General features: G+C 65.5%; 21 protein-coding genes and 2 tRNA genes. 6 read left to right on the forward strand and 17 right to left on the reverse strand.

Translation table 11 applies throughout. The features are described 5' to 3' along the window. Positions 1 to 212: 212 nt before the first annotated feature. The 5 genes from A0J57_RS09560 to acnA all read right to left on the reverse strand — a co-directional run bounded on the left by A0J57_RS09560 (position 213) and on the right by acnA (position 5914). A complete protein-coding gene (locus A0J57_RS09560; RefSeq protein WP_025551412.1) occupies positions 213 to 566 on the reverse strand; it encodes a YbaN family protein in 354 nt (117 codons plus the stop codon). Next, positions 566 to 1870, reverse strand: a complete 1305-nt coding sequence (locus tag A0J57_RS09565; RefSeq protein ID WP_061935298.1) for a HAMP domain-containing sensor histidine kinase — start codon at positions 1868 to 1870, stop codon at positions 566 to 568. Before A0J57_RS09565 ends, A0J57_RS09560 begins: the two co-directional genes overlap by 1 nt. 102 nt (positions 1871 to 1972) lie before the next feature. Further along, positions 1973 to 2638: a response regulator transcription factor gene (locus A0J57_RS09570; RefSeq protein WP_044662519.1), complete on the reverse strand. Its 666-nt coding sequence runs from the start codon at positions 2636 to 2638 to the stop codon at positions 1973 to 1975. 38 nt (positions 2639 to 2676) lie between these two features. After that, on the reverse strand, positions 2677 to 3015 hold the full coding sequence (locus A0J57_RS09575; RefSeq protein WP_025551820.1) for a hypothetical protein: 339 nt from the start codon (positions 3013 to 3015) through the stop codon (positions 2677 to 2679). A 229-nt stretch (positions 3016 to 3244) separates the two neighbouring features. Further along, positions 3245 to 5914 carry an aconitate hydratase AcnA gene (gene acnA / locus A0J57_RS09580; protein WP_025551821.1) on the reverse strand — a complete coding sequence of 890 codons (2670 nt, stop codon included), beginning with the start codon at positions 5912 to 5914 and terminating at the stop codon, positions 3245 to 3247. Positions 5915 to 6329: 415 nt separating this feature from the next. Here acnA and A0J57_RS09585 point away from each other — a divergent pair, with 415 nt between their 5' ends. Then, the gene (locus tag A0J57_RS09585) at positions 6330 to 6596 is read left to right on the forward strand and encodes a hypothetical protein (protein WP_044662520.1); all 267 of its coding nucleotides are present in this window, start codon (positions 6330 to 6332) and stop codon (positions 6594 to 6596) included. Positions 6597 to 6617: 21 nt separating this feature from the next. Here A0J57_RS09585 and A0J57_RS09590 read toward each other — a convergent pair whose 3' ends face one another. The 7 genes from A0J57_RS09590 to A0J57_RS09620 form a co-directional block, all read right to left on the reverse strand. Continuing rightward, positions 6618 to 6821 carry a DUF5818 domain-containing protein gene (locus tag A0J57_RS09590; RefSeq protein ID WP_044662521.1) on the reverse strand — a complete coding sequence of 68 codons (204 nt, stop codon included), beginning with the start codon at positions 6819 to 6821 and terminating at the stop codon, positions 6618 to 6620. A gap of 3 nt (positions 6822 to 6824) precedes the next feature. After that, on the reverse strand, positions 6825 to 7013 hold the full coding sequence (locus A0J57_RS09595) for a DUF1328 domain-containing protein (RefSeq protein ID WP_025551823.1): 189 nt from the start codon (positions 7011 to 7013) through the stop codon (positions 6825 to 6827). A 77-nt stretch (positions 7014 to 7090) separates the two neighbouring features. Continuing rightward, on the reverse strand, positions 7091 to 8005 hold the full coding sequence (locus A0J57_RS09600) for a copper resistance protein B (RefSeq protein ID WP_061935301.1): 915 nt from the start codon (positions 8003 to 8005) through the stop codon (positions 7091 to 7093). After that, positions 8002 to 9768 carry a copper resistance system multicopper oxidase gene (locus A0J57_RS09605; RefSeq protein WP_061935304.1) on the reverse strand — a complete coding sequence of 589 codons (1767 nt, stop codon included), beginning with the start codon at positions 9766 to 9768 and terminating at the stop codon, positions 8002 to 8004. Before A0J57_RS09605 ends, A0J57_RS09600 begins: the two co-directional genes overlap by 4 nt. Positions 9769 to 9798: 30 nt before the next feature. Continuing rightward, a complete protein-coding gene (locus A0J57_RS09610; RefSeq protein WP_061935307.1) occupies positions 9799 to 10380 on the reverse strand; it encodes an RNA polymerase sigma factor in 582 nt (193 codons plus the stop codon). Next, entirely contained in the window at positions 10377 to 10832 is a 456-nt protein-coding gene (locus A0J57_RS09615) for a periplasmic heavy metal sensor (RefSeq protein WP_025551831.1), read from the reverse strand. The genes A0J57_RS09610 and A0J57_RS09615 overlap by 4 nt, the downstream gene beginning before the upstream one ends. Before the next feature lie 20 nt (positions 10833 to 10852). Further along, positions 10853 to 11131, reverse strand: coding sequence for a hypothetical protein (locus A0J57_RS09620; protein WP_044663174.1), 279 nt, complete (start codon positions 11129 to 11131; stop codon positions 10853 to 10855). Positions 11132 to 11332: 201 nt separating this feature from the next. Here A0J57_RS09620 and copC point away from each other — a divergent pair, with 201 nt between their 5' ends. Together copC and copD are read left to right on the forward strand one after the other, a co-directional pair. Further along, on the forward strand, positions 11333 to 11725 hold the full coding sequence (gene copC / locus A0J57_RS09625; protein WP_044662524.1) for a copper homeostasis periplasmic binding protein CopC: 393 nt from the start codon (positions 11333 to 11335) through the stop codon (positions 11723 to 11725). 5 nt (positions 11726 to 11730) lie between these two features. Then, positions 11731 to 12579: a copper homeostasis membrane protein CopD gene (gene copD / locus A0J57_RS09630; protein WP_061935309.1), complete on the forward strand. Its 849-nt coding sequence runs from the start codon at positions 11731 to 11733 to the stop codon at positions 12577 to 12579. Positions 12580 to 12854: 275 nt separating this feature from the next. Here the strand turns inward: copD and A0J57_RS09635 are convergent, their stop codons facing one another. Beyond that, positions 12855 to 13853 (reverse strand): D-glycerate dehydrogenase, encoded by a 999-nt coding sequence (locus A0J57_RS09635; protein WP_061935311.1) that lies wholly within the window; start codon positions 13851 to 13853, stop codon positions 12855 to 12857. 118 nt (positions 13854 to 13971) lie between these two features. Between A0J57_RS09635 and A0J57_RS09640 the strand changes: the two genes are divergently transcribed. After that, entirely contained in the window at positions 13972 to 14442 is a 471-nt protein-coding gene (locus A0J57_RS09640) for an SH3 domain-containing protein (protein ID WP_061935501.1), read from the forward strand. A 6-nt stretch (positions 14443 to 14448) separates the two neighbouring features. On the opposite strand, the gene A0J57_RS09645 is transcribed toward A0J57_RS09640, so the two are convergent. Beyond that, the gene (locus A0J57_RS09645) at positions 14449 to 15969 is read right to left on the reverse strand and encodes a peptide MFS transporter (RefSeq protein WP_044662527.1); all 1521 of its coding nucleotides are present in this window, start codon (positions 15967 to 15969) and stop codon (positions 14449 to 14451) included. 138 nt (positions 15970 to 16107) lie between these two features. Here A0J57_RS09645 and A0J57_RS09650 point away from each other — a divergent pair, with 138 nt between their 5' ends. Next, positions 16108 to 16686: a nitroreductase gene (locus A0J57_RS09650; RefSeq protein ID WP_061935503.1), complete on the forward strand. Its 579-nt coding sequence runs from the start codon at positions 16108 to 16110 to the stop codon at positions 16684 to 16686. A 72-nt stretch (positions 16687 to 16758) separates the two neighbouring features. After that, positions 16759 to 17103: a GntR family transcriptional regulator gene (locus A0J57_RS09655; RefSeq protein ID WP_061935314.1), complete on the forward strand. Its 345-nt coding sequence runs from the start codon at positions 16759 to 16761 to the stop codon at positions 17101 to 17103. Positions 17104 to 17373: 270 nt separating this feature from the next. Here the strand turns inward: A0J57_RS09655 and A0J57_RS09660 are convergent. From A0J57_RS09660 to A0J57_RS09670, 3 genes are all read right to left on the reverse strand, one after another. Then, a tRNA-Asp gene (locus A0J57_RS09660) sits at positions 17374 to 17450 on the reverse strand. An 80-nt stretch (positions 17451 to 17530) separates the two neighbouring features. Further along, positions 17531 to 17607: transfer RNA gene (locus A0J57_RS09665), tRNA-Asp, on the reverse strand. Between the two features lie 41 nt (positions 17608 to 17648). Continuing rightward, on the reverse strand, positions 17649 to 18803 hold the full coding sequence (locus A0J57_RS09670) for an AI-2E family transporter (RefSeq protein WP_044662553.1): 1155 nt from the start codon (positions 18801 to 18803) through the stop codon (positions 17649 to 17651). Between the last annotated feature and the right edge of the window lie 73 nt (positions 18804 to 18876).

Consider the following 18876-nt stretch of genomic DNA (forward strand, 5'->3'; position numbering starts at 1 on the left):
ATGCGGATGAGCCAGGGACGGACACAAGAGCACGGTTCGGGCCGAGCCTGTCGGAAGCCCTTCGCCTTTCTCCTGAAATGACCTCTCTCAAGAAGAGCTGAAGCGCCCTTCGACTGCGTGCAAGGCCGGCGCTCAGGACAGGTTCGACGGGCTCAGGGCGAACGGGGGAAGAAAAACGGCCTGCCCGCTTTCTGCGCAGAAAAGGTCGCGCTTCAAGCTTCGGGCCGCGTCCATATCCATGTCCCGCCGATCGCAGCGGCCGCCGCAGGGACCAAGAACCACGGAAATGGCGAAAATATGAGCGCCAGCACCATGCTGAAAGCAAAAGCCGCCAGCGCCGCCTTCTTTCCTCGCCGGCTGATCGCGCCCTTTTCCCGCCAATGCCGGATATGCGGACCGAAATGGCGGTGCTCCAGCAGGCGCGACTCCAGCGCCGGGCTCGACCGCGCGAAGCAGAAGGCCGCCAGGATCATGAACGGCACCGTCGGCAGGAGCGGCAGGAAGGCTCCGACCGCCCCCAGCCCAAGCGACAGGAAACCGCAGGCAAGATAGAGATGCCGCCGCATCAGGCCGCGGGCAGCCGCAGCCGGACCAGAACTCCGCCCAGATCGTCGCTTTCCTCCAGCGCAACGGACCCGCCATAGATTTCCGCGACGTCCCGCACGATGGCGAGGCCAAGGCCTGTTCCCGGCTTCCCCGAATCCAGCCTTACGCCCCGGTCGAAAATGCGCGTGCGGTCTGCCTGCGGAATGCCCGTGCCGTCATCCTCCACCAGGATTTCGACCATCGCCCCCTTGCGCCCTACGGTCGCGAACACGCTGCCCCCGCCATATTTGGCGGCGTTCTCGATCAGGTTGCCCAGCATCTCGTCCAGGTCCTGCCGTTCGACCCGCACGGCGGCTTCCTTGTCGCCATCCATGTCGATGCGGACTTCGGGATAGAGCCGCTGGACGGCCCTTTCCACCGCGTCCAGGCTGGCCCATACTTCCGCCCGGCTCTGCGCCGCGCCGCGCCGTCCGACCGCGCGCGCCCGCGCCAGATGGTGGTCGACCTGCCGCCGCATCGTCGTCGCTTCCCGGCTGACCGTATCGCCCAGATCGGGCGATTGCGCGGTCGCGGCGTTCATGATCACGGTCAGCGGCGTCTTGAGTGCATGGGCGAGATTGCCCGCATGGGTCCGCGCTTCCTCCGCCTGCCGCTCATTATGGGCGAGCAGGGCATTCAGTTCCTCGACCATGGGCAGCACCTCGGCGGGCATCGGCTCGGTCACGCGGTTCTTTTCGCCCGCGCGCATCCGCACGATTTCATGCCGCACCTTGCGCAGCGGCCGCAGCCCGTAAATGGTCTGCAACGTCGCCAGCACGATCAACCCCAGCGCCAGCAGGGCAAAGCTCTCGAACAGGGTCGATCGCAGCGTCTTGATCTGCGCGTCCAGTCCCTCGCGCGCCTGCGCCACCATGAACATCCAGCGCGTGTCCGATCCGGGCAGGATGATGCTGCGCTCCATCACGCGCAGGTCTTCGCCCGGAAACTGGTTGCTGTCGTAGATGTGCGGGGCGTCGTCATGATGCTCCGGATTGACCTTCAGCGCCCGGTCCCACAGCGAACGCGACCGCCAATCCTCATGCCCCTTGCCGCTGATCTGGTAGTAGATGCCGCTATTGGGCTCCAGGAAACGCTGGTCGGCAGGCTCGCGGTTGAACAGCACCTCTCCGTCCGGCCCGATCTCGGCCGACGCGATCATGGCGGTCAGGACATAGTTCATGCCATCGTCGAAATTGCGCGTGATCGCGTCGGACAGCACCCGATCCAGCGCCAGCCCGCCGCCCAGCAGCAGCAGGCTGATCCACAGCGCCGCGATGCCGATCATGCGGCGGCTGAGCGATCCGGTCGAGCTAACTTGCGGCTGGTCAGTCAAAGACGCAAAAGCCTTTGTTTCCGTTCGCCCGAAGCCCGAACGGAAGATGAGCGATTACCGCCCCGGTTCATCCAGGCTGTAGCCTAGGCCCCGGATCGTCGTGATGACGTCCGCGCCCAACTTCTTGCGGATGCGGGTCACGAACACTTCGATCGTGTTGGAATCGCGGTCGAAATCCTGATCGTAGATATGCTCGATCAATTCGGTGCGGCTCACCACCTTGCCCTTGTGGTGGAGGAGGTAGGACAGCAGCTTATATTCCTGCGCGGTGAGCTTCACCGGCTCGCCCTTCAGCGTCACCTTGCCCGAGCGCGTATCCAGCCTTACGTCGCCCGCCGTCAGTTCGCTCGACGCATTGCCCGATGCGCGGCGGATCAGCGCGCGCAGGCGGGCGATCAGTTCCTCGCTCTGGAAAGGCTTGGCAAGATAATCGTCGGCGCCCGCGTCCAGCCCGGCCACCTTGTCTGACCAGCTGTCGCGCGCCGTCAGCACCAGCACCGGGAAGCTGCGTCCCTCCTTGCGCCAGCGGTCCAGCACGGTAAGGCCGTCGATGGTGGGCAGGCCGAGATCCAGAACGACCGCGTCATAGCTTTCGGTCGCACCCAGAAAATGCCCGTCCTCGCCATCGTCGGCCAGATCCACGGCATAGCCCGCGCCTTCCAGCGTGTTGCGGAGCTGTTGCCCGAGGCTAGGTTCATCTTCGACGATCAGCAGACGCATATGGCCCCGTTTCTGTTGTTATGCCCGACGCGCGCCTGTCAGCGCGCCCAGCCGATTATATCGCCCGTGCGACCGTCCGCATCAACCCATAGCACCTTGCCGTCCTTCACATATTTCAGGCGGTATCGATTGGTGGACGGGTTGAATTCGCTGCCCAGATAGGTGGCGCCGCCCATGGCGGCATCCACCCGGCGCTTGATGACGGAAAATGGCATGACCTGCCCGTCCAGCATCGCGCGGCGCGCGGCATCCTGCTCATCGCGCTGGCTGCTGGCATAAGCGGAAGGATTCGCGGCGAAAAGCACCGCCATGGCCCCCAGGCCTGCTATCAGTCTGAACCGCTTCATTTCCATGACCTTGGCATAGCCGGGAGCCATTGAACAGGTGGTGAATGACGATGAAGGGTGGGTAGCGCGCGTTCCGCCTGCCGCCCTCTTCCTGGGGCGCACCCTGCCCTGCCCGCGCAGGAGCCCGACACGGTCGATGATGGGGATTGACCTGAAAGCGGCCATGCCGTGGCTTTTGCGATCTCGGCCTTGCCTCCAAAGGAAAAGGGCTCCCTCCTCATGGAGGGAGCCCTTTTCATCATCCTTATGCGTTGGCCGGTCAGGCGGCGAGCTTGCGCAGCACATATTGGAGGATGCCGCCGTTCAGGAAATAATCCAGTTCGTTGACGGTATCGATGCGGCAAAGCGCGGTGAAGGTGAAGGTGGAACCGTCCGCGCGCTTCACGATCACTTCGACATCCTGGCGCGGCTTCAGGCCGGCGACATTCTGGATGGTGAAGGTTTCGTCGCCGGTCAGACCGAACGTGTCCTTGTTCTGGCCGTCCTTGAACTGGAGCGGCAGCACGCCCATGCCGACCAGGTTCGAACGGTGGATACGTTCGAAGCTCTCGACGATGACGGCGCGCACGCCCAGCAGGTTGGTGCCCTTCGCCGCCCAGTCGCGCGACGAACCGGTGCCATATTCCTTGCCGCCGATGACGACCAGCGGGGTGCCGTCGGCCTTGTGCTTCATCGCCGCGTCGTAGATCGGCATGACTTCGCCTTCATAGCGGGTCATGCCGCCTTCCACACCGTCCAGCATCAGGTTCTTGATGCGGATATTGGCGAAGGTGCCGCGCATCATGACCTCGTGATGGCCGCGGCGCGCGCCGTAGCTGTTGAAGTCGGCCTGCGCCACCTGACGCTCCTGCAGCCACTTGCCCGCCGGGCTGGTCGCCTTGATCGAACCGGCCGGGGAGATGTGGTCGGTGGTGATCGAGTCGCCGAAGATCGCCAGCGGCTTGGCCTCCACGATGTCGGTGACCGGCTTCGGGGTCATGGTCAGACCCTCGAAATAGGGCGGGTTGGCGACATAGGTAGAGCCGGCGCGCCAGCTATAGGTGTCCGAACCGGTGACGTCGATCGCCTGCCAGTGGGCGTCGCCCTTGTAGACATTGGCATAGCGCGCCTGGAACATCTGGCGGTCCATGCAGCCCGCCATGGTCGAGGCCACTTCATCGTTGGTCGGCCAGATGTCCTTCAGGAACACCTGCTGACCGTCCTTGCCAGTCCCGATCGGCGTGGTGATGAAGTCTTCGACCACCGTGCCCTTCAGCGCATAGGCGACGACCAGCGGCGGCGAGGCCAGGAAGTTGGCGCGCACGTCGGGCGACACGCGGCCCTCGAAATTGCGGTTGCCGGAGATGACGGCGGCGGCGACCAGGCCGTTTTCGTTGATCGCCTTGCTGATCGGCTCGGCCAGCGGGCCGGAGTTGCCGATGCAGGTGGTGCAGCCATAGCCGACGAGGTTGAAGCCGACGGCGTCGAGATGCGACTGGAGCCCTGCCTTTTCCAGATAGTCGGTGACCACCTGCGAGCCGGGCGCCAGCGAGGTCTTGACCCAGGGCTTGGGCTTCAGGCCCAGTTCGTTCGCCTTCTTGGCGACGAGACCCGCGGCGACCAGGACGCCGGGGTTCGAGGTGTTGGTGCAGCTGGTGATCGCGGCGATGGTGACGTCGCCGTCGCCAATGTCGAAATCCTTGCCCTCGACCGGAACGCGCGCCTGGGCCTTCTTGTAGACCTTTTCCATGTCGGCGTTGAACACATCGTCCACTTCCGGCAGCGAAACGCGGTCCTGCGGGCGCTTCGGTCCTGCGAGGCTGGGGACGACGGTGCCGAGGTCCAGTTCCAGCGTGTCGGTGAAGACCGGTTCGACCGACGGATCGATCCAGAAGCCCTGCTCCTTGGCATAGGCTTCGACCAGGGCGATATTCTCTTCGGTGCGGCCGGTCAGGCGCATATAGTCGAGCGTCTTGTCGTCAATGCCGAAGAAGCCGCAGGTCGCGCCATATTCCGGCGCCATGTTGGCGAGCGTCGCGCGGTCGGCCAGCGACAGGGTGGCAAGGCCGGGGCCGAAATATTCGACGAAGCGGCCGACCACGCCACGGGCGCGCAGCATCTGGGTGCAGGTGAGGACAAGGTCGGTGGCGGTGACGCCTTCCTTCAGTTCGCCGGTGAAGCGGAAGCCGACGACTTCGGGAATGAGCATGGAGACGGGCTGGCCCAGCATCGCGGCCTCAGCCTCGATGCCGCCCACGCCCCAGCCCAGCACGCCCAGGCCGTTGATCATGGTGGTGTGGCTGTCGGTGCCGACGCAGGTGTCGGGATAGGCGACGGTGACGCCGTCGGGGCCTTCGCTCGACCAGACGGCCTGCGCGATATTTTCCAGATTCACCTGATGGCAGATGCCGGTGCCCGGCGGCACGGCGTAGAAGTTGGCGAGCGACTTCGAACCCCATTTCAGGAAGTCGTAGCGCTCCATATTGCGCTGATATTCGATTTCCACATTCTGTTCGAACGCCTTGGGCGTGCCGAATTCGTCAACCATGACCGAGTGGTCGATGACGAGGTGGACGGGCACCTGCGGGTTGATCTTGCCGGCGTCGGCGCCCAGCGCGGTCATCGCGTCGCGCATGGCGGCCAGGTCGACCACGCAGGGGACGCCGGTGAAGTCCTGCATCAGCACGCGGGCGGGGCGATACTGGATCTCCCGCTCCGCCTTGCCCTTGTCATTCTGCCAGTCGACGATCGCCTGGATGTCGTCGGTGGTGACGGTGACGCCGTCCTCGAAACGGAGCAGGTTCTCCAGCAGCACCTTCATCGAGAAAGGCAGGCGCGAAACGTCTCCAAGCTTCGCGGCCGCCTTCTTCAGCGAATAATAGGCGATGTCCTTGCCGCCGACCTTCAAAGTGTCGCGCGTGCCGAGTGTGTCCTGTCCGATGGCGGTCATGAGTCGTGCGTCTCCTCGCAGTTGCCCGGCCAGGAGCAGGCAGGATGACGCTATTCCACCAGAGGCTCGCCGGACGGCGAAAAAAGACCGGACGGCAAGGTGGCGGGATGCGCCCCAACTCACGGCCGAAGCGGATATGTCCCGATGCGCGCCGCCATAGCGCCTGCGCGCCTCAAGTCAAATGCGAAGGCGCGAAAATGGGACGGTCCTTGATAATCTTTCTTGTAGACGCGGTCCTCCGGGGCGGGATACATTGGGTTGCAGCCGCGTTCTGGTGCAAGGAGCGGGCTTTGCAGAGATGATAAAGGGTCGCTCGCTCTGACGTTCGTCGTTGCATCAATGCTGATGTGAAGCTCGGGGGAAATTTCCGAATTTTACGTCGATGCCGAGATATATGTCTGAGGAGGAAGAGACGATGCGCCCAGTTTCCAGCCTCGCGACCGGCAAGTCTTTCGACCCGGCCTTAAGGGGTTACATCATCCACTATCATCCGGGGGAAGCCAATCACTGCCCCAGTTGCGGCCGCAGCCAGTGGATGGTCGGCCGGCTGATGGCCGAATGCGCCTATTGCGAAACCGCCCTGCCCCTGGAGAACAACCGTGGTTTCGGAGCCTGCGCCCGTTTCGTCAGCACGCATGACGTCATGGCGTCCGGCGATCCGCGCGACTCGATCAATCCCTGATCGGAGGTGGGCTGCGCGCCGTCAGGCCGCGGCCACCCCCTCCACCTCCACTATGCCGTCGCCGGCATAATAGCCCTGAACCCGCACCCGCTTTTCCACATGGTCGACGGGTACCCGCAGCAACACCAGGCGGAAACTGCCGCCCAGATCGCGCTGGAGCAGAAAACCCGCCTCGTCGCGGACCAGCCGCCCGGTTTCATCCACTCCAGCACCGATCTCCGTCATGGGTCATCGGTCTATCGCGTTCTTGATCCCCTTGCCAGCCATCAGGCCAAGGACGAGGAAGATGACGAACAGTGCGATCGCCAGCACGAACAGGAACTTCGCGATACCCACGAAGGCACCCGCCGCGCCGCCGAAGCCCAATATGGCGAGCACGGCGGCGATCACGAGCGAAATAATGGCCAGACGGATCATGCGACACTCCTTCCGGTGAAAGACCTGCTCCTTCCAACGGATGGCGGGACCGCCGGTTCCTGACCGCGGTCGGGCGATCAGAACCAGAAGCGCACGCCCATCACCAGGCTCGTCGTTGCAGCCCGCTCTCCATCCCGTCGGGTGAAGCGGGCGGTGTCGCCCAGCTTGCGTTCCCAGTTGACCCCGACATAGGGCGCGAATTCACGCGCGAATTCATAGCGCAGGCGCAATCCCAACTCGATGTCGGAAAGACCCGAACCGATGCCCAGTTCCGGCACGTCCTGCGCCGCGAGGTTGATCTCCGCCGCCGGTTGCAGGATCAGGCGCTGGGTAATGCGCTGGTCGTAGCTGCCCTCCAGCCGCAGATGCGCGCCGCCCTTGTCGGACAGAAAGGCCTGCGCGCCGACCTCGAACCAATAGGGGGCGAGGCCCTCTATCCCCACCACCGCATAGGTCCGCTGCGGATCGGGGCGAATGTCGTGGCGGACGCCGGCTTCCAGGTTGAACCAGGGATCGATGGCGCGGCTGTAAAGCGCCTGCACCTCCGCGCTTTCCAGCGGGCCGCCGAATTCGCCCTCTCCTTCGGTCTTGAAGGCGAAACGGTCGATGTCGCCGCCTATCCAGCCCTCCCCTTCCCAATGATAGCCGTCGGCGCCCCTGCCCATGCGATATTCGAGCCGGTCGAGCATCAGCCGGGAGAAGGTCATGCCGCCGCTTTCCTTGAGCATGGCGGCACGGGCGCGCGCCATTTCGGCGGGGTTGTAAAAGGCTTCCGAGGCATGATTGGACGGCATGGGAGGGGCCACCCCTTCGGGCACGCCGTCATCGGGCGCGGGCTGGCCGTGACCGGCATGGGCGTCCCCGGCAGGCGGATGGTCGGAATGATCCTCCTGCCGCATGGCGCCGTGGTCCATCCCGCCATGATCCTGCGCCCAGACCGGCAAGGCGGCGGAAGCGAGCAGCAGCGCGGCCAGGCAAACCGGCGCCTTCATGCCGCGTCCCCCGCGTGCCGCACGGTCACGACGCGCATCATCCCCGTGTGCATGTGCATCAGCATATGACAGTGAAAGGCCCAATCGCCCAGCGCGTCGGCGGTAAGGTCGAAACTCACCTTTCCCCCCGGCAGCACGTTCACCGTGTGCTTGAGCGGATTATGGTCGCCCGCACCAGTCACCAGTTCGAAGAAATGGCCATGCAGATGGATCGGGTGCGGCATCATCGTGTCGTTGATCAGGTTGACGCGCACCCGCTCCCCATGGCGGAAGGGAATGGGGTCCGCCCCATCCGACAGCTTCACCCCGTCGAAGGACCACATATAGCGCTCCATGTTCGCGGTGAGGTGGATGTCGAGCGTCCGGGTCGGCGGACGCCTGTCCGCATGGGGCGTCAGCGATTTGAGATCGGCATAGGTCAGCACGCGATGGTCGACGGTCTTCAGCCCCGTCGGGCGGTCGGCGGTCCTGTCGGCCGGCATGGGCGAGAGCGTCGCGACGCCCGGTCCCATCTTCACCTGCGGCGCCACCGACCTGTCGCGCATCTTCATCGAATGGCCGGCCATGCCTTCATTGGCGGGCTGGCTGAGATCGATGACTCCGCCCTGCCCCATGTCCATTCCGGACATGTCCATGCCCATGTCCTTCATGCCCAGCAGCGGTCGGGCGCGCAGCGGCGGCACCTCCGCCGCAAGGCCCATGCGCGGCGCCAGGGTCGCCCGAACGAGGCCCGATCGGTCTATCGCTTCCGCGATCAGGGCGTAGGGCTTCGCTTCCCCGGGCTGCACCACCACATCATAGGTTTCCGCGATGCCGATCTGGAACTCGTCGGTCTCGACCGGCTGCACATGCTGGCCGTCGCACTGCACCACGGTCATCGGCAGGCCCGGCAGCCGCAGGTTGAAGTTGGTCATGGCCGCCGCATTGATGATGCGCAGCCGCACCCGCTCGCCCGGCGTGAAGAGGCCAGTCCAGTTCTCCGCCGTGCCATGGCCGTTCACCAGAAAGCTGTAGGTCGATCCGGTGATGTCGGATATGTCGGTCGGGTCCATCCGCATGGCGCCCCATTCCATGCGCTCCTTCGCGTTCTGGTCCTTCCCGGCCAGCAGCCCCGCCAAGGTCTGCTTCTGCATGTTGAAATAGCCGCCCATCTGTTTGAGGCGCTTCAGCAGGACGTGCGGGTGGACCGGGCTCCAGTCGGACAGGATGAGGACATGCTCGCGCGTGGCTTCCACCGGATCGACGCCCGCCGGATCGATCACGATCGGCCCATAATGGCCGACGGCCTCCTGCATGCCGGAATGGCTGTGATACCAGTAGGTGCCGGACTGCCGGATGGGGAATTCATAGGTGAAGGTCTCGCCGGGGCGGATGCCGGGAAAGCTGACCCCCGGCACCCCGTCCATCTGGAAGGGCACGATCAGGCCGTGCCAGTGGATCGACGTATCCTCCCGCAGCCGGTTGGTGACGGACAGGCGGACATTCTGCCCTTCCTTGAGGCGGATGAGCGGCGCGGGCAGCGTGCCGTTGATCATCACCGCGTGCGCCGAACGCCCGCCGGTCGAAAAATGCCCCTCCGCCACGGTCAGGGCGATGGCCTCGCCGCTCAGCACTTCCGGGGCTGGGGCCGGGGCCGGGGTCAGGCCGGCCGTTCCGCTCCGCGCCCAGGCGGGGAAAAGCCGGCTCAGCGCCAGCGCGCCGCCCAGGCCGCCAAGATTGCGGACGAGGGTGCGGCGATCGACATCGGGAAGGGTGAAGGCCATGGACAGCTCTGCAATAAGGACGGTTTCCCCCTATACGCGGCCCGTCGCCCCATCCCTCAATCCTTCGGCCAATTTGTTGCGCGCCCTGTAGAGGCGTGTTTCGACGGCTTTCTCGCTGATGCCCAATATCTGCGCCGCCTCCGCCTGGCTCATTCCCTCGATGGCGCGCAGAACCAGCACGTCCCTGAGATTGCCGGGCAATGCGGCGATGGCTGCATGGATATGCGCCAGCTCCGCCCGGGACTGGACGGCCTCCTCCGGCGTCGGCATGCCGTCCGCCACGGCGCCTGCTTCCTCTATCGGCCGGGCGAAGGTGAAGAAGCGCCGCACCGCCCGCCGCCGCGCCCAGTCACGGCATTTATTCACCGCGATCCGCGCGATCCACAGCCGGAAGGGCCGCGCGCCATCATAGCGGGCAAGCGCGGCGAAGGCGGAGATGAACGTCTCCTGCGTGATGTCGAGCGCCTCCGTCGCATCGCCCGCATGTCCCCGCGCCAGACGGAACACGGCGTCGCGATGGCGGCGCATCAGCTCGCCATAGGCGCTCTGCTGCCCAGCGAGCGCCAGCGCGGCCAGCTCTGCATCGCCGCGTTCGGTGAGCGACGGGCTCACCGCTCCGGCGGGACGGGGGCTGGCCGGGTCAGCGCCTTGACGATGGCGGCGTCGAACTGCGCCGCCTGATCCGGCCGCAGCACGGCGCGCATCGCGAAGATATGCTTCAGCGTCTCCTTCTGAAGCATGCCCATGACGTGATGCGACCGGTCGACGGCCTCGGCCACTTTCGGGCCATAGCCATGCTCCGCCGCGATCGCCTGCGCCAGTCGCGCATTGTCGGCGCGCATCTCCGCCTCCATGGCCTCGCGCCGCCTCGCGAAATCGGCCTCCAGCGCGTGAATGCGCCGTTCCTGCGCCGCATCCAGTTCCAGCTTCTGGTGGATCAGGGCATGAACCTCGCTTTCGACGCGCGGTTCCGGCGCGATCCAGGCCCGCGCCACCAGCACCGCCGCCAGCGCCGCTGCAAAGGCGACCAGCGCGACCAGCCCATAGCGTGCGGTTCCCCTCATGCCCTTGCCACCCGCATGACTCACTGCCCCAGCAGGCGGGAGGGTGCGTAATCCGACATGCCGATGATGGCGGGCCGGGACGCCGCCTGCGCCGGGCTGCCGGGCACCACGCTGCCGATCCACCCGATGCCGACCGCGACGATCCCCGCCAGCGCGAGGCTGCGCCGCGCCACGGCCCGTTCGCGGCGCGAGACGACGCCTGCCATCACGGCGTCCTCCAGCCTTTCCAGACGCGGATCGGCGGGGGCGTTCCGCATCTGGGCGGCCACCTGGCCCAATAGCTGATCGAGGTCGCTCATCACTCTCACTCCACATAGCGGCTTCAAGCCGGCGGGCATCATCCGCCACGCCGGAAATCACCACAAACACCATGTCCTGTCGCCTGCAATACGCAGGGCGCTTACCGACCCCTCATGCAAAAATTCCTGCGCTCCGGTCGAGGGGTCGGAAAGCGCAATGCGTAATGGTCCGTAACCGCAATCGATCGGGAGCCTATCATCATGCGTCGCAACCTGTTCACCCCCGCCATGCTGGCCGCCGCCTTCGGCCTTGCCGCCCTCCCCTCCGCAGCGCTGGCGCATCCGAAGCTGCTTTCCTCCAGCCCGGCGGCGGACGCCACCGTCTCCAAACCCACCCGGCTGACGCTCAGCTTTTCCGAAAAGCTGCTCGCGCCCTTGAGCGGCGTGGACCTGACCATGACCGGCATGCCGGGCATGGCCGATCATGCGCCGATGCCGATCAAGGGCTTCAAGACCGCGGTCGACGGGGACGGGAAGACCATGATCGTCACCCTGCCCCGGGCGCTGCCGGCCGGCAGCTACGACCTAAACTGGCACATCGTCGGCGCCGACCAGCACAAGATCGCGGGCAAATACAGCTTCTCGGTCAAGTAAGGTCGATGGACTGGCTTCTCGTCACTGCCCGTTTCGCCCTGTACGCCGATCTTGCAGCGCTCGCCGGCCTGCCGCTGTTCTGGTGGAGCATGGGCGGAGGCGCGCGGCGCGGGGCGATCGGCGCGCTGGCGGTGGCCGGACTTGCGCTCTCCGCCCTGTGGCTGCTCGCCAGCGCGGCGGCCATGGCGGGAACCCCGTTCCTGCCCCCCGACTGGGGCGTCGTCGGGATATTGCTCAAGGAAACGCCGCTTGGCATGGTGCTGGCGGTCCGGGCCGTCGCGCTGCTGTCGATCCTGCCGCTGCTGCTCCGGCAGGGCGCCGGATGGAACGCCGCCCTGGCCCTGCCCGCCGCCATCGCCGCCGCGACCCTGGCCTGGTCGGGCCATGCCGCCGCCAGCGAAGGCCTTGCCGGCAGCGCCCACCGCATCGCGGACGCGCTGCATATGCTGGCCGCCGCCGGATGGTTCGGTGCGCTGCTGGCCTTGCTGCATGCCGTGCTGTCGGGAAGGGAGAGCGGACGAACCGCCCATATGCTGGAGCGTTTCTCCCTGTTCGGCACGATCTTCGTCGCGACGCTGATCCTGACCGGCGCATTCAACGCAGTGATGATCGTCGGTATAGCCCAACTGCCCGCGCTTCTGCATGGCCTCTATGGCTGGCTGCTTCTCACCAAGCTGGCGCTGTTCGCCGGCATGCTGCTGCTCGCCGCCGCCAATCGCTGGTGGTTGACGCCGATGCTGGAGAGGAATGGAGGCGTTGCCCATCTGCGCCTGTCGCTGCTGGCGGAAACCAGCCTGGCGGTCCTCATCCTGGGACTGGTCGCGGCGCTTGGGACCCTGGATCCACTGGCTTGAAATGTGGGTGATGAGGGGAGGATTGGGATTGGCGATTTCAAGACCTTCCTTCTCCTTGAGGGAGTAGGATGGGAAGCCTTGGCGACGAAGGAGCCTGGGCTGATTTAGAGGAGGGAAGCGGGCCTGCGGTCCGCGCGATCCGTTGGATCGCACCCCCCTCACCCAGCTGCGACTAAGGCAGCAAGCTGCCAAGTCTGCGCAGCCCTCTCCTTCAAGGGAGAGGGATAAGTGGGCGTCAGATTACCACCCATTTCCCCATCGGACCGGCGATCGCTTCAGACCCAACCTTCCAGCACCTGATTGGGCGGCCGGTGGCCGTCGACCCAACTGCGGATATTGGCGATCACCCGTGCCCCGGTGGCGTCGCGCCCCTCGATTGTCGCGGACCCCATATGCGGCAGCAGCACCACATTGGAGAGGTCCAGCAACCGGGCGTCGACCGCCGGTTCATGCGTATAGACGTCCAGCCCCGCCCCTGCGATCCGTCCTTCCGCAAGCGCCCCGATCAAGGCCGGTTCATCCGTGATCTCGGCTCGCGAGGTGTTGATCAGATAGGCGTCGGACCGCATCAGCGCGATCCGCCGGGCGTCGATCATCCCGCGGCTGTCGGCGTTGAGCGGGCAGTGGATCGACACGATGTCGCTGCCCGCCAGCAGAGACTCCAGATCGCCATGCCAGTGCGCCTGCAATTCCTGCTCCACTTCGAAGGGAAGGCGGTGGCGGTTGTGATAGGCGATGGAAAGGCCGAAGGCCGCCGCGCGGCGCGCGACCGCACGGCCGATGCGGCCCATGCCGATGATGCCCAGCTTCTTGCCGCCGATGCGGTGCCCCAGCATGCCCGACGGGCTCCAGCCGGTCCACGCGCCAGAGCGCACCAGCTTCTCCCCCTCCGCCAGGCGGCGCGGCACCGACAGGATCAACGCCATCGTCATGTCGGCGGTGTCTTCGGTCAGCACGCCGGGCGTGTTGGTGACGATGATCCCCTTCTGCCGCGCGGCATTGAGGTCGATATGGTCGACGCCGCTGCCGAAGCTGGCGATGAGTTGCAGCCTCTCCGGCGCGGCCTCGATCAGCGTGGCGTCGATCTGGTCGGTGACGGACGGCACCAGCACGTCGCATTGCGCCATGGCGCGGGTCAGCGCGGCGCGATCCATCGGCACGTCACCGATGTTGAAGACCGTATCGAACAGATCGGCCATGCGCGCCTCGACATTGGGAGGCAGGCGGCGCGTAACGATGACGCGCGGCGTGGCGGGGCGCGGTTTCTTGGCCATGTCTGGCCGCTATTCCCCGTGAGGACGATGGTCAAGCGCTTATCCATATCCGCAAGAGAGCGGTTGTCGGTCATGGCCGCGAGCGGCTATGGTCCGGCAGTCAGGCAATGGGGACGATATGGGCATGAAGGGCTATCTGGGCGCGGGCATGGTCGCGGCGCTGTGCTGGGCGGGCGGGGCATGGGCCGCGCCTGCGAAGCCGGTGCCCTATTGGGCGTCGCTGACCCAGGCCGAGGCACGCATGCGCGTGGGCCCCAGCCTGGATTACCCATCCAACTGGGTCTATCGCCGCCGCGACCTGCCGGTGAAGGTGGTGCAGGTGCTGGGCCTGTGGCGCAAGGTGGAGGATTCGACCGGCACGCAGGGGTGGATGCATGTCCGCCTGCTGAGCGACACCCCCACCGCCATCGTCACAGCGGACATCGCTCCGATGCGCGATTCCCCCAGCGAGGACGCCCGCGCCCTGTTCCGCGCGCAGAAGGGCGTGGTGGGGCGGCTTTCTTCCTGCGGCAAGGGCTGGTGCGCCTTCGACGTAGGGGGGCAGAAGGGCTTCATCCGCGCCAGCGACATATGGGGCGCGACGGGGTAGCGCCGCTCACTCGCCCTCTTCGTCGAACCGGTCGGCGTGCATCAGCCGCTTCACCAGCGGCGCCAGCGCCATGACGACCAGCCCCGCGCCGACCGACCACCAGCCGATCCTGCCATAGACCGCCAGCACATCGCCGCGGGAGGCCGCGCCGCCCTCTCCGCCCGTCGCCGCCGCAATCAGCCCGGCGGCATATTCGCCCAGCGCCATGGCCAGGAACCAGATGCCCATCATCAGGCCGATCATCCGCGACGGCGCCAGTTTCGACATGGCGGACAGGCCGACAGGGGACAGGCAGAGTTCGCCCAGCGTGTGGCAAAGATAGAGCAGGAAGATGAACAGCACCGGCGTCAGCGTGCCGGGCGCGCCGGTCCCCGCCACCAGGATCAGGAAGCCCGCGCCCACCAGCGCCAGCGCAATGCCGAACTTGGCAGGAGTGGAGGGTTCCCAACCCCGCTTCGCCAGCCAGATCCACAAGCCCGCCATCACCGGTCCGAACATCAATATATAGGCGGCGTTGACGGACTGGAACATCGAGGCGGGCACGTTGAAGCCCCAGATGTTCCGGTCCGTATAGCGATCCGTGAACAGGCTGAGCGACGATCCCGTCTGTTCGTACAGGCCCCAGAAGAGCGGGTTGATGACCAGCAGGAACAGCGCCGCCAGCATCCGGTCGCGGCCGATCCGCTCCATCCGGCCGAACGCTTCCCAGAGGATGTACAGCACGACGGCGACGCTTGCCGCGGCCAGCATCCAGCCGACGATCACATGATTCTGGATCAGGAACCAGCACAGCGCGATGAACGCCAGGCTGGAAAGATAGACCAGCCATTCGCGGCTGAGGATGCCGCCGACACGCTGCCTGAGGCGTTCGGGATCGCGCGGCTCGCCCTTGCCCTGAAGCAGCGGCCTGCACAGCATGAAGCCGATCACGCCCGCGATCATGCCGACCGACGCCGCGCCGAAGCCCCAGTGCCAGCCCCATGTCTGGCCCAGATAGCCGCAGATGACCGGGCCTATTGTCGCACCCAGGTTGATGCCCATGTAGAAGATCGTATAGGCCGGGTCGCGTCGCATGTCGTCGCGCGGATAGAGCTGCCCCACCAGTGCCGAAACGCTGGATTTGAGGAAGCCCGTACCCGTGATCACCGTCGCCAGGCCCAGCCAGAACAGGCCAAGGCCCATGGCCCCCGCATCGTCGCTTTCCATGCCCAAAATGATGTGCCCGGCGGCGATGACGACACCGCCGAACAGCACGGCCTTGCGCTGGCCGAGATAGCGGTCCGCCAGATAGCCGCCCATCAGTGGCGAGATGTAGATCAGCGACATATAGGCGCCATAGGCGTAGCTGGCGTCGCGATCGGAAAAGAGGAAATGCTGCGTCAGGTAGAAGATCAGCAGCGCACGCATGCCGTAGAAGGAGAATCGTTCCCACATCTCCACGAAGAACAGCAGGAACAGCCCACGCGGATGGCCGAGCCAGGTCCTGCCCGCTCCTGCCCCGGCGGGCGTTGAAATGGAGGTCGCCATCCGGCCCCTTATCCTATCTTGTTGCGGGCCCTGCGAAACGCATCCCTTGTCGCCGCCAGCCTAGAACCGAAATTATTCGTCTGTCAAAGAGCGGCCCTGCCCTTGCGTCCTGCCCGCCGCCGGGCCATCTGGACGGCCATGTTCAACGACCGCAGTTCTCCGCTCTCGCTTCTCCAGACCCGCCGATCGGGCAAGCCCCGCGACCTGATCGCGCCGGGACCGGACGAAGGCCAGCTCCGCACGATATTGGAGGTGGCGCAGCGCACGCCCGATCATGGCAAGCTGGCGCCCTGGCGCTTCGTGATCGTGCCGCTGGAGAAGCGGGACGCTCTCGCGGCATTGCTCGAGACGGCGTATCGCGCCGAAAGGCCCGATGCCGGGCGGCTGGAGATGGAGTCAATGCGCCAGTTCGCGCATCAGGCGCCCACGCTGGTCGTCGCGCTGTCCGCGCCGGTGGAGGGTAGCAAGATTCCAGTGTGGGAACAGGAACTGTCGGCGGGCGCGGCGATCATGAATCTGCTCCATGCAGCGCATGCGCTGGGCTTTGCGGGGGGCTGGCTGACGGGCTGGCCCAGCTATAATGAGGATGTGCGCGCCGCCTTTGCGAAGGCCGGGGAGCGGATCGCGGGCTTCGTCTTCATCGGCACTGCGGGACGGGAACAGGAAGAGCGTCCTCGGCCAGAATATGACAATATAGTTTCTGTCTGGGACAGATAGTTACACGCTCAACCGGATATGGCGCAAGGGCGTCGCTTGACCTGCCACGCTGTATTATGGCACTGATGCACCATGGCCGACGACTCAAAACCCGTCTATCTCCGCCTTCGGGAGATCATCGCCGCTTCTATTCTGGACGGGGAATTTCGCGACGGGGACATGCTGCCTTCCGTGCGCGCCCTGGCCGCGCAGCAGGGCGCCAATCCGCTGACGGTAGCGAAGGCCTATCAATGCTTTCAGGACGATGGGCTGATCGTGGTGAAGCGCGGCGTCGGCATGTTCGTCGCCGACGGCGCGACGCGGCGGTTGCGGGAAATGGAACGGGCGCGCTTCATGGAGACCGTATGGCCGCCTGTGGCGGAGCAGATCAGGAGGCTGGGAATCAACGCGGCGGATCTGGATTTGCAACGAGCCTAGGATCGCGCTGCGTTTTTCCATGAGCGCAGAGGGTGCGGGTGACGTGATAAGTTCGTGAGCCGCCTGGCTGGCTGATTTGGGTGGAATCAGGACATTCCTCCTCCCGCAGGCGGGAGGGGGCTAGGGGGTGGGCTAGCGCGACATCAGCGGGAATTTTCAACGGCTAAGCTGGAAGCTCGCTGCGCTCGCACCCACCCCTTACCCCTCCCGCTTGCGGGAGGGGAATGTCCTGGATTGGCCAAAACCAACCATATCCATCATGACGGAAAGTGGCGCGAGTGACGGGGCTCGAACCCGCGACCTCCGGCGTGACAGGCCGGCGCTCTAACCAACTGAGCTACACCCGCGCAGGGCGGCATCTTCATGACCTCAATGGCCACCAGACGATGCTGATCTGGAAAACCTTCCACTTCCCCCTTGAGGAAAATGGCGCGAGTGACGGGGCTCGAACCCGCGACCTCCGGCGTGACAGGCCGGCGCTCTAACCAACTGAGCTACACCCGCGTTCGGTGTGGGCGGGCATCTATGCGGCCCCGTTCCCCCTGTCAACTGCCTGCAACATCAGTTTCACGGCTTTCGTCATTTTCTTTGCGCGGGTCGACCGTCAGTGTACCGCGCTCGAACAGGAAACCGGCGATGTCCGGTGTTCCGGCCGCCGACACGACTGTCTGGATGATGATCAGCAACGGCACGCCCAGCAAGGCGCCCGGCGTTCCCCACACCCAACCCCAGAAGGTCAGCGACACCAGAATCAGCAGGGGGTTCATGGTGAGCCGCCGTCCCAATATCGTCGGCGTGATGACATTGGCCTCCACCAGATGGAATCCGACCTGCAAGGCCGCGGGGAGCAGCGCCTTCCACACATCGTCGAACACCATGAGCCCGCCGAGCGCCAGCAAGGCGGCCGCCAGCATCGGCCCGAAATAGGGAACGAAATTCAGCAGCGCGACAATTCCGCCCCACATCAGCGGCGAAGGCATGCCGATCAGCCACAACGCCAACGCCACCGCCAGGCCAAGGCACAGGTTGATCGTCGCGATGGTGAGGACATAGGCGGATGTCGCGTCGACCACATTCTGGATCACCCGCGCCACCGCCATTGCGCCATCGAAACTGCCCCGGCTGTTGATCGTCCGCCGCCGCAGTCGCGTCCAGCCGGCAAGGAAGAAATAGATGATGAGCAACGCGAACACCATCTGGATGATCGCCGCTGGGGCGGAGGTAGCCGCGAACTGCAGGAGCGATCGGGGCGCATCCACCGCCGCCGTCTGCGCCGCCGCCACCGGCCCGGTCGCCAGCATCTGCACCGTTTCGTCGACGAAGCGCTGAAGCTGCGAATAGAAATCGATCAACGGGGCGAGATTATTCTGTATCTGGGGAAGGCGCTCGGGCAACAGCCGGAACCAGTCAGCCGCCGGGACGACGATCAGCACGAGGGCGGTATTCGCCACCAGCAGGAAGGCGATCACCGCCATCAGCGCCGCCAGTGCGGAAGGGACGCGCCGCCGCTCCATCCATTCCAGGAACGGAACCAGCGCAATGGCGATCACCAGCGCGGCGGTCAGCGGCAGGAAGAACTCCGCCCCCTCCCTCAACGCAAAGGGCAGCGCCAGGACGAGCCCGATCCCGGTCGTCAGCGCAATCGACGCCAGCAAGCGGTCCCGCCGCCGGTTGATCTCCTGCTGTTCCTGGGGTGTCACGCCTGAAATGTCCTTGCCCGCCGCCCTTTTTCTGCACCGGCGGCACCGGTCCGTCAATTTAGGCCCGACGATT

Origin of the sequence: Sphingobium sp. 22B (assembly GCF_001580035.1) — a bacterium.
In the GTDB taxonomy this organism is placed as follows: domain Bacteria; phylum Pseudomonadota; class Alphaproteobacteria; order Sphingomonadales; family Sphingomonadaceae; genus Sphingobium; species Sphingobium fuliginis.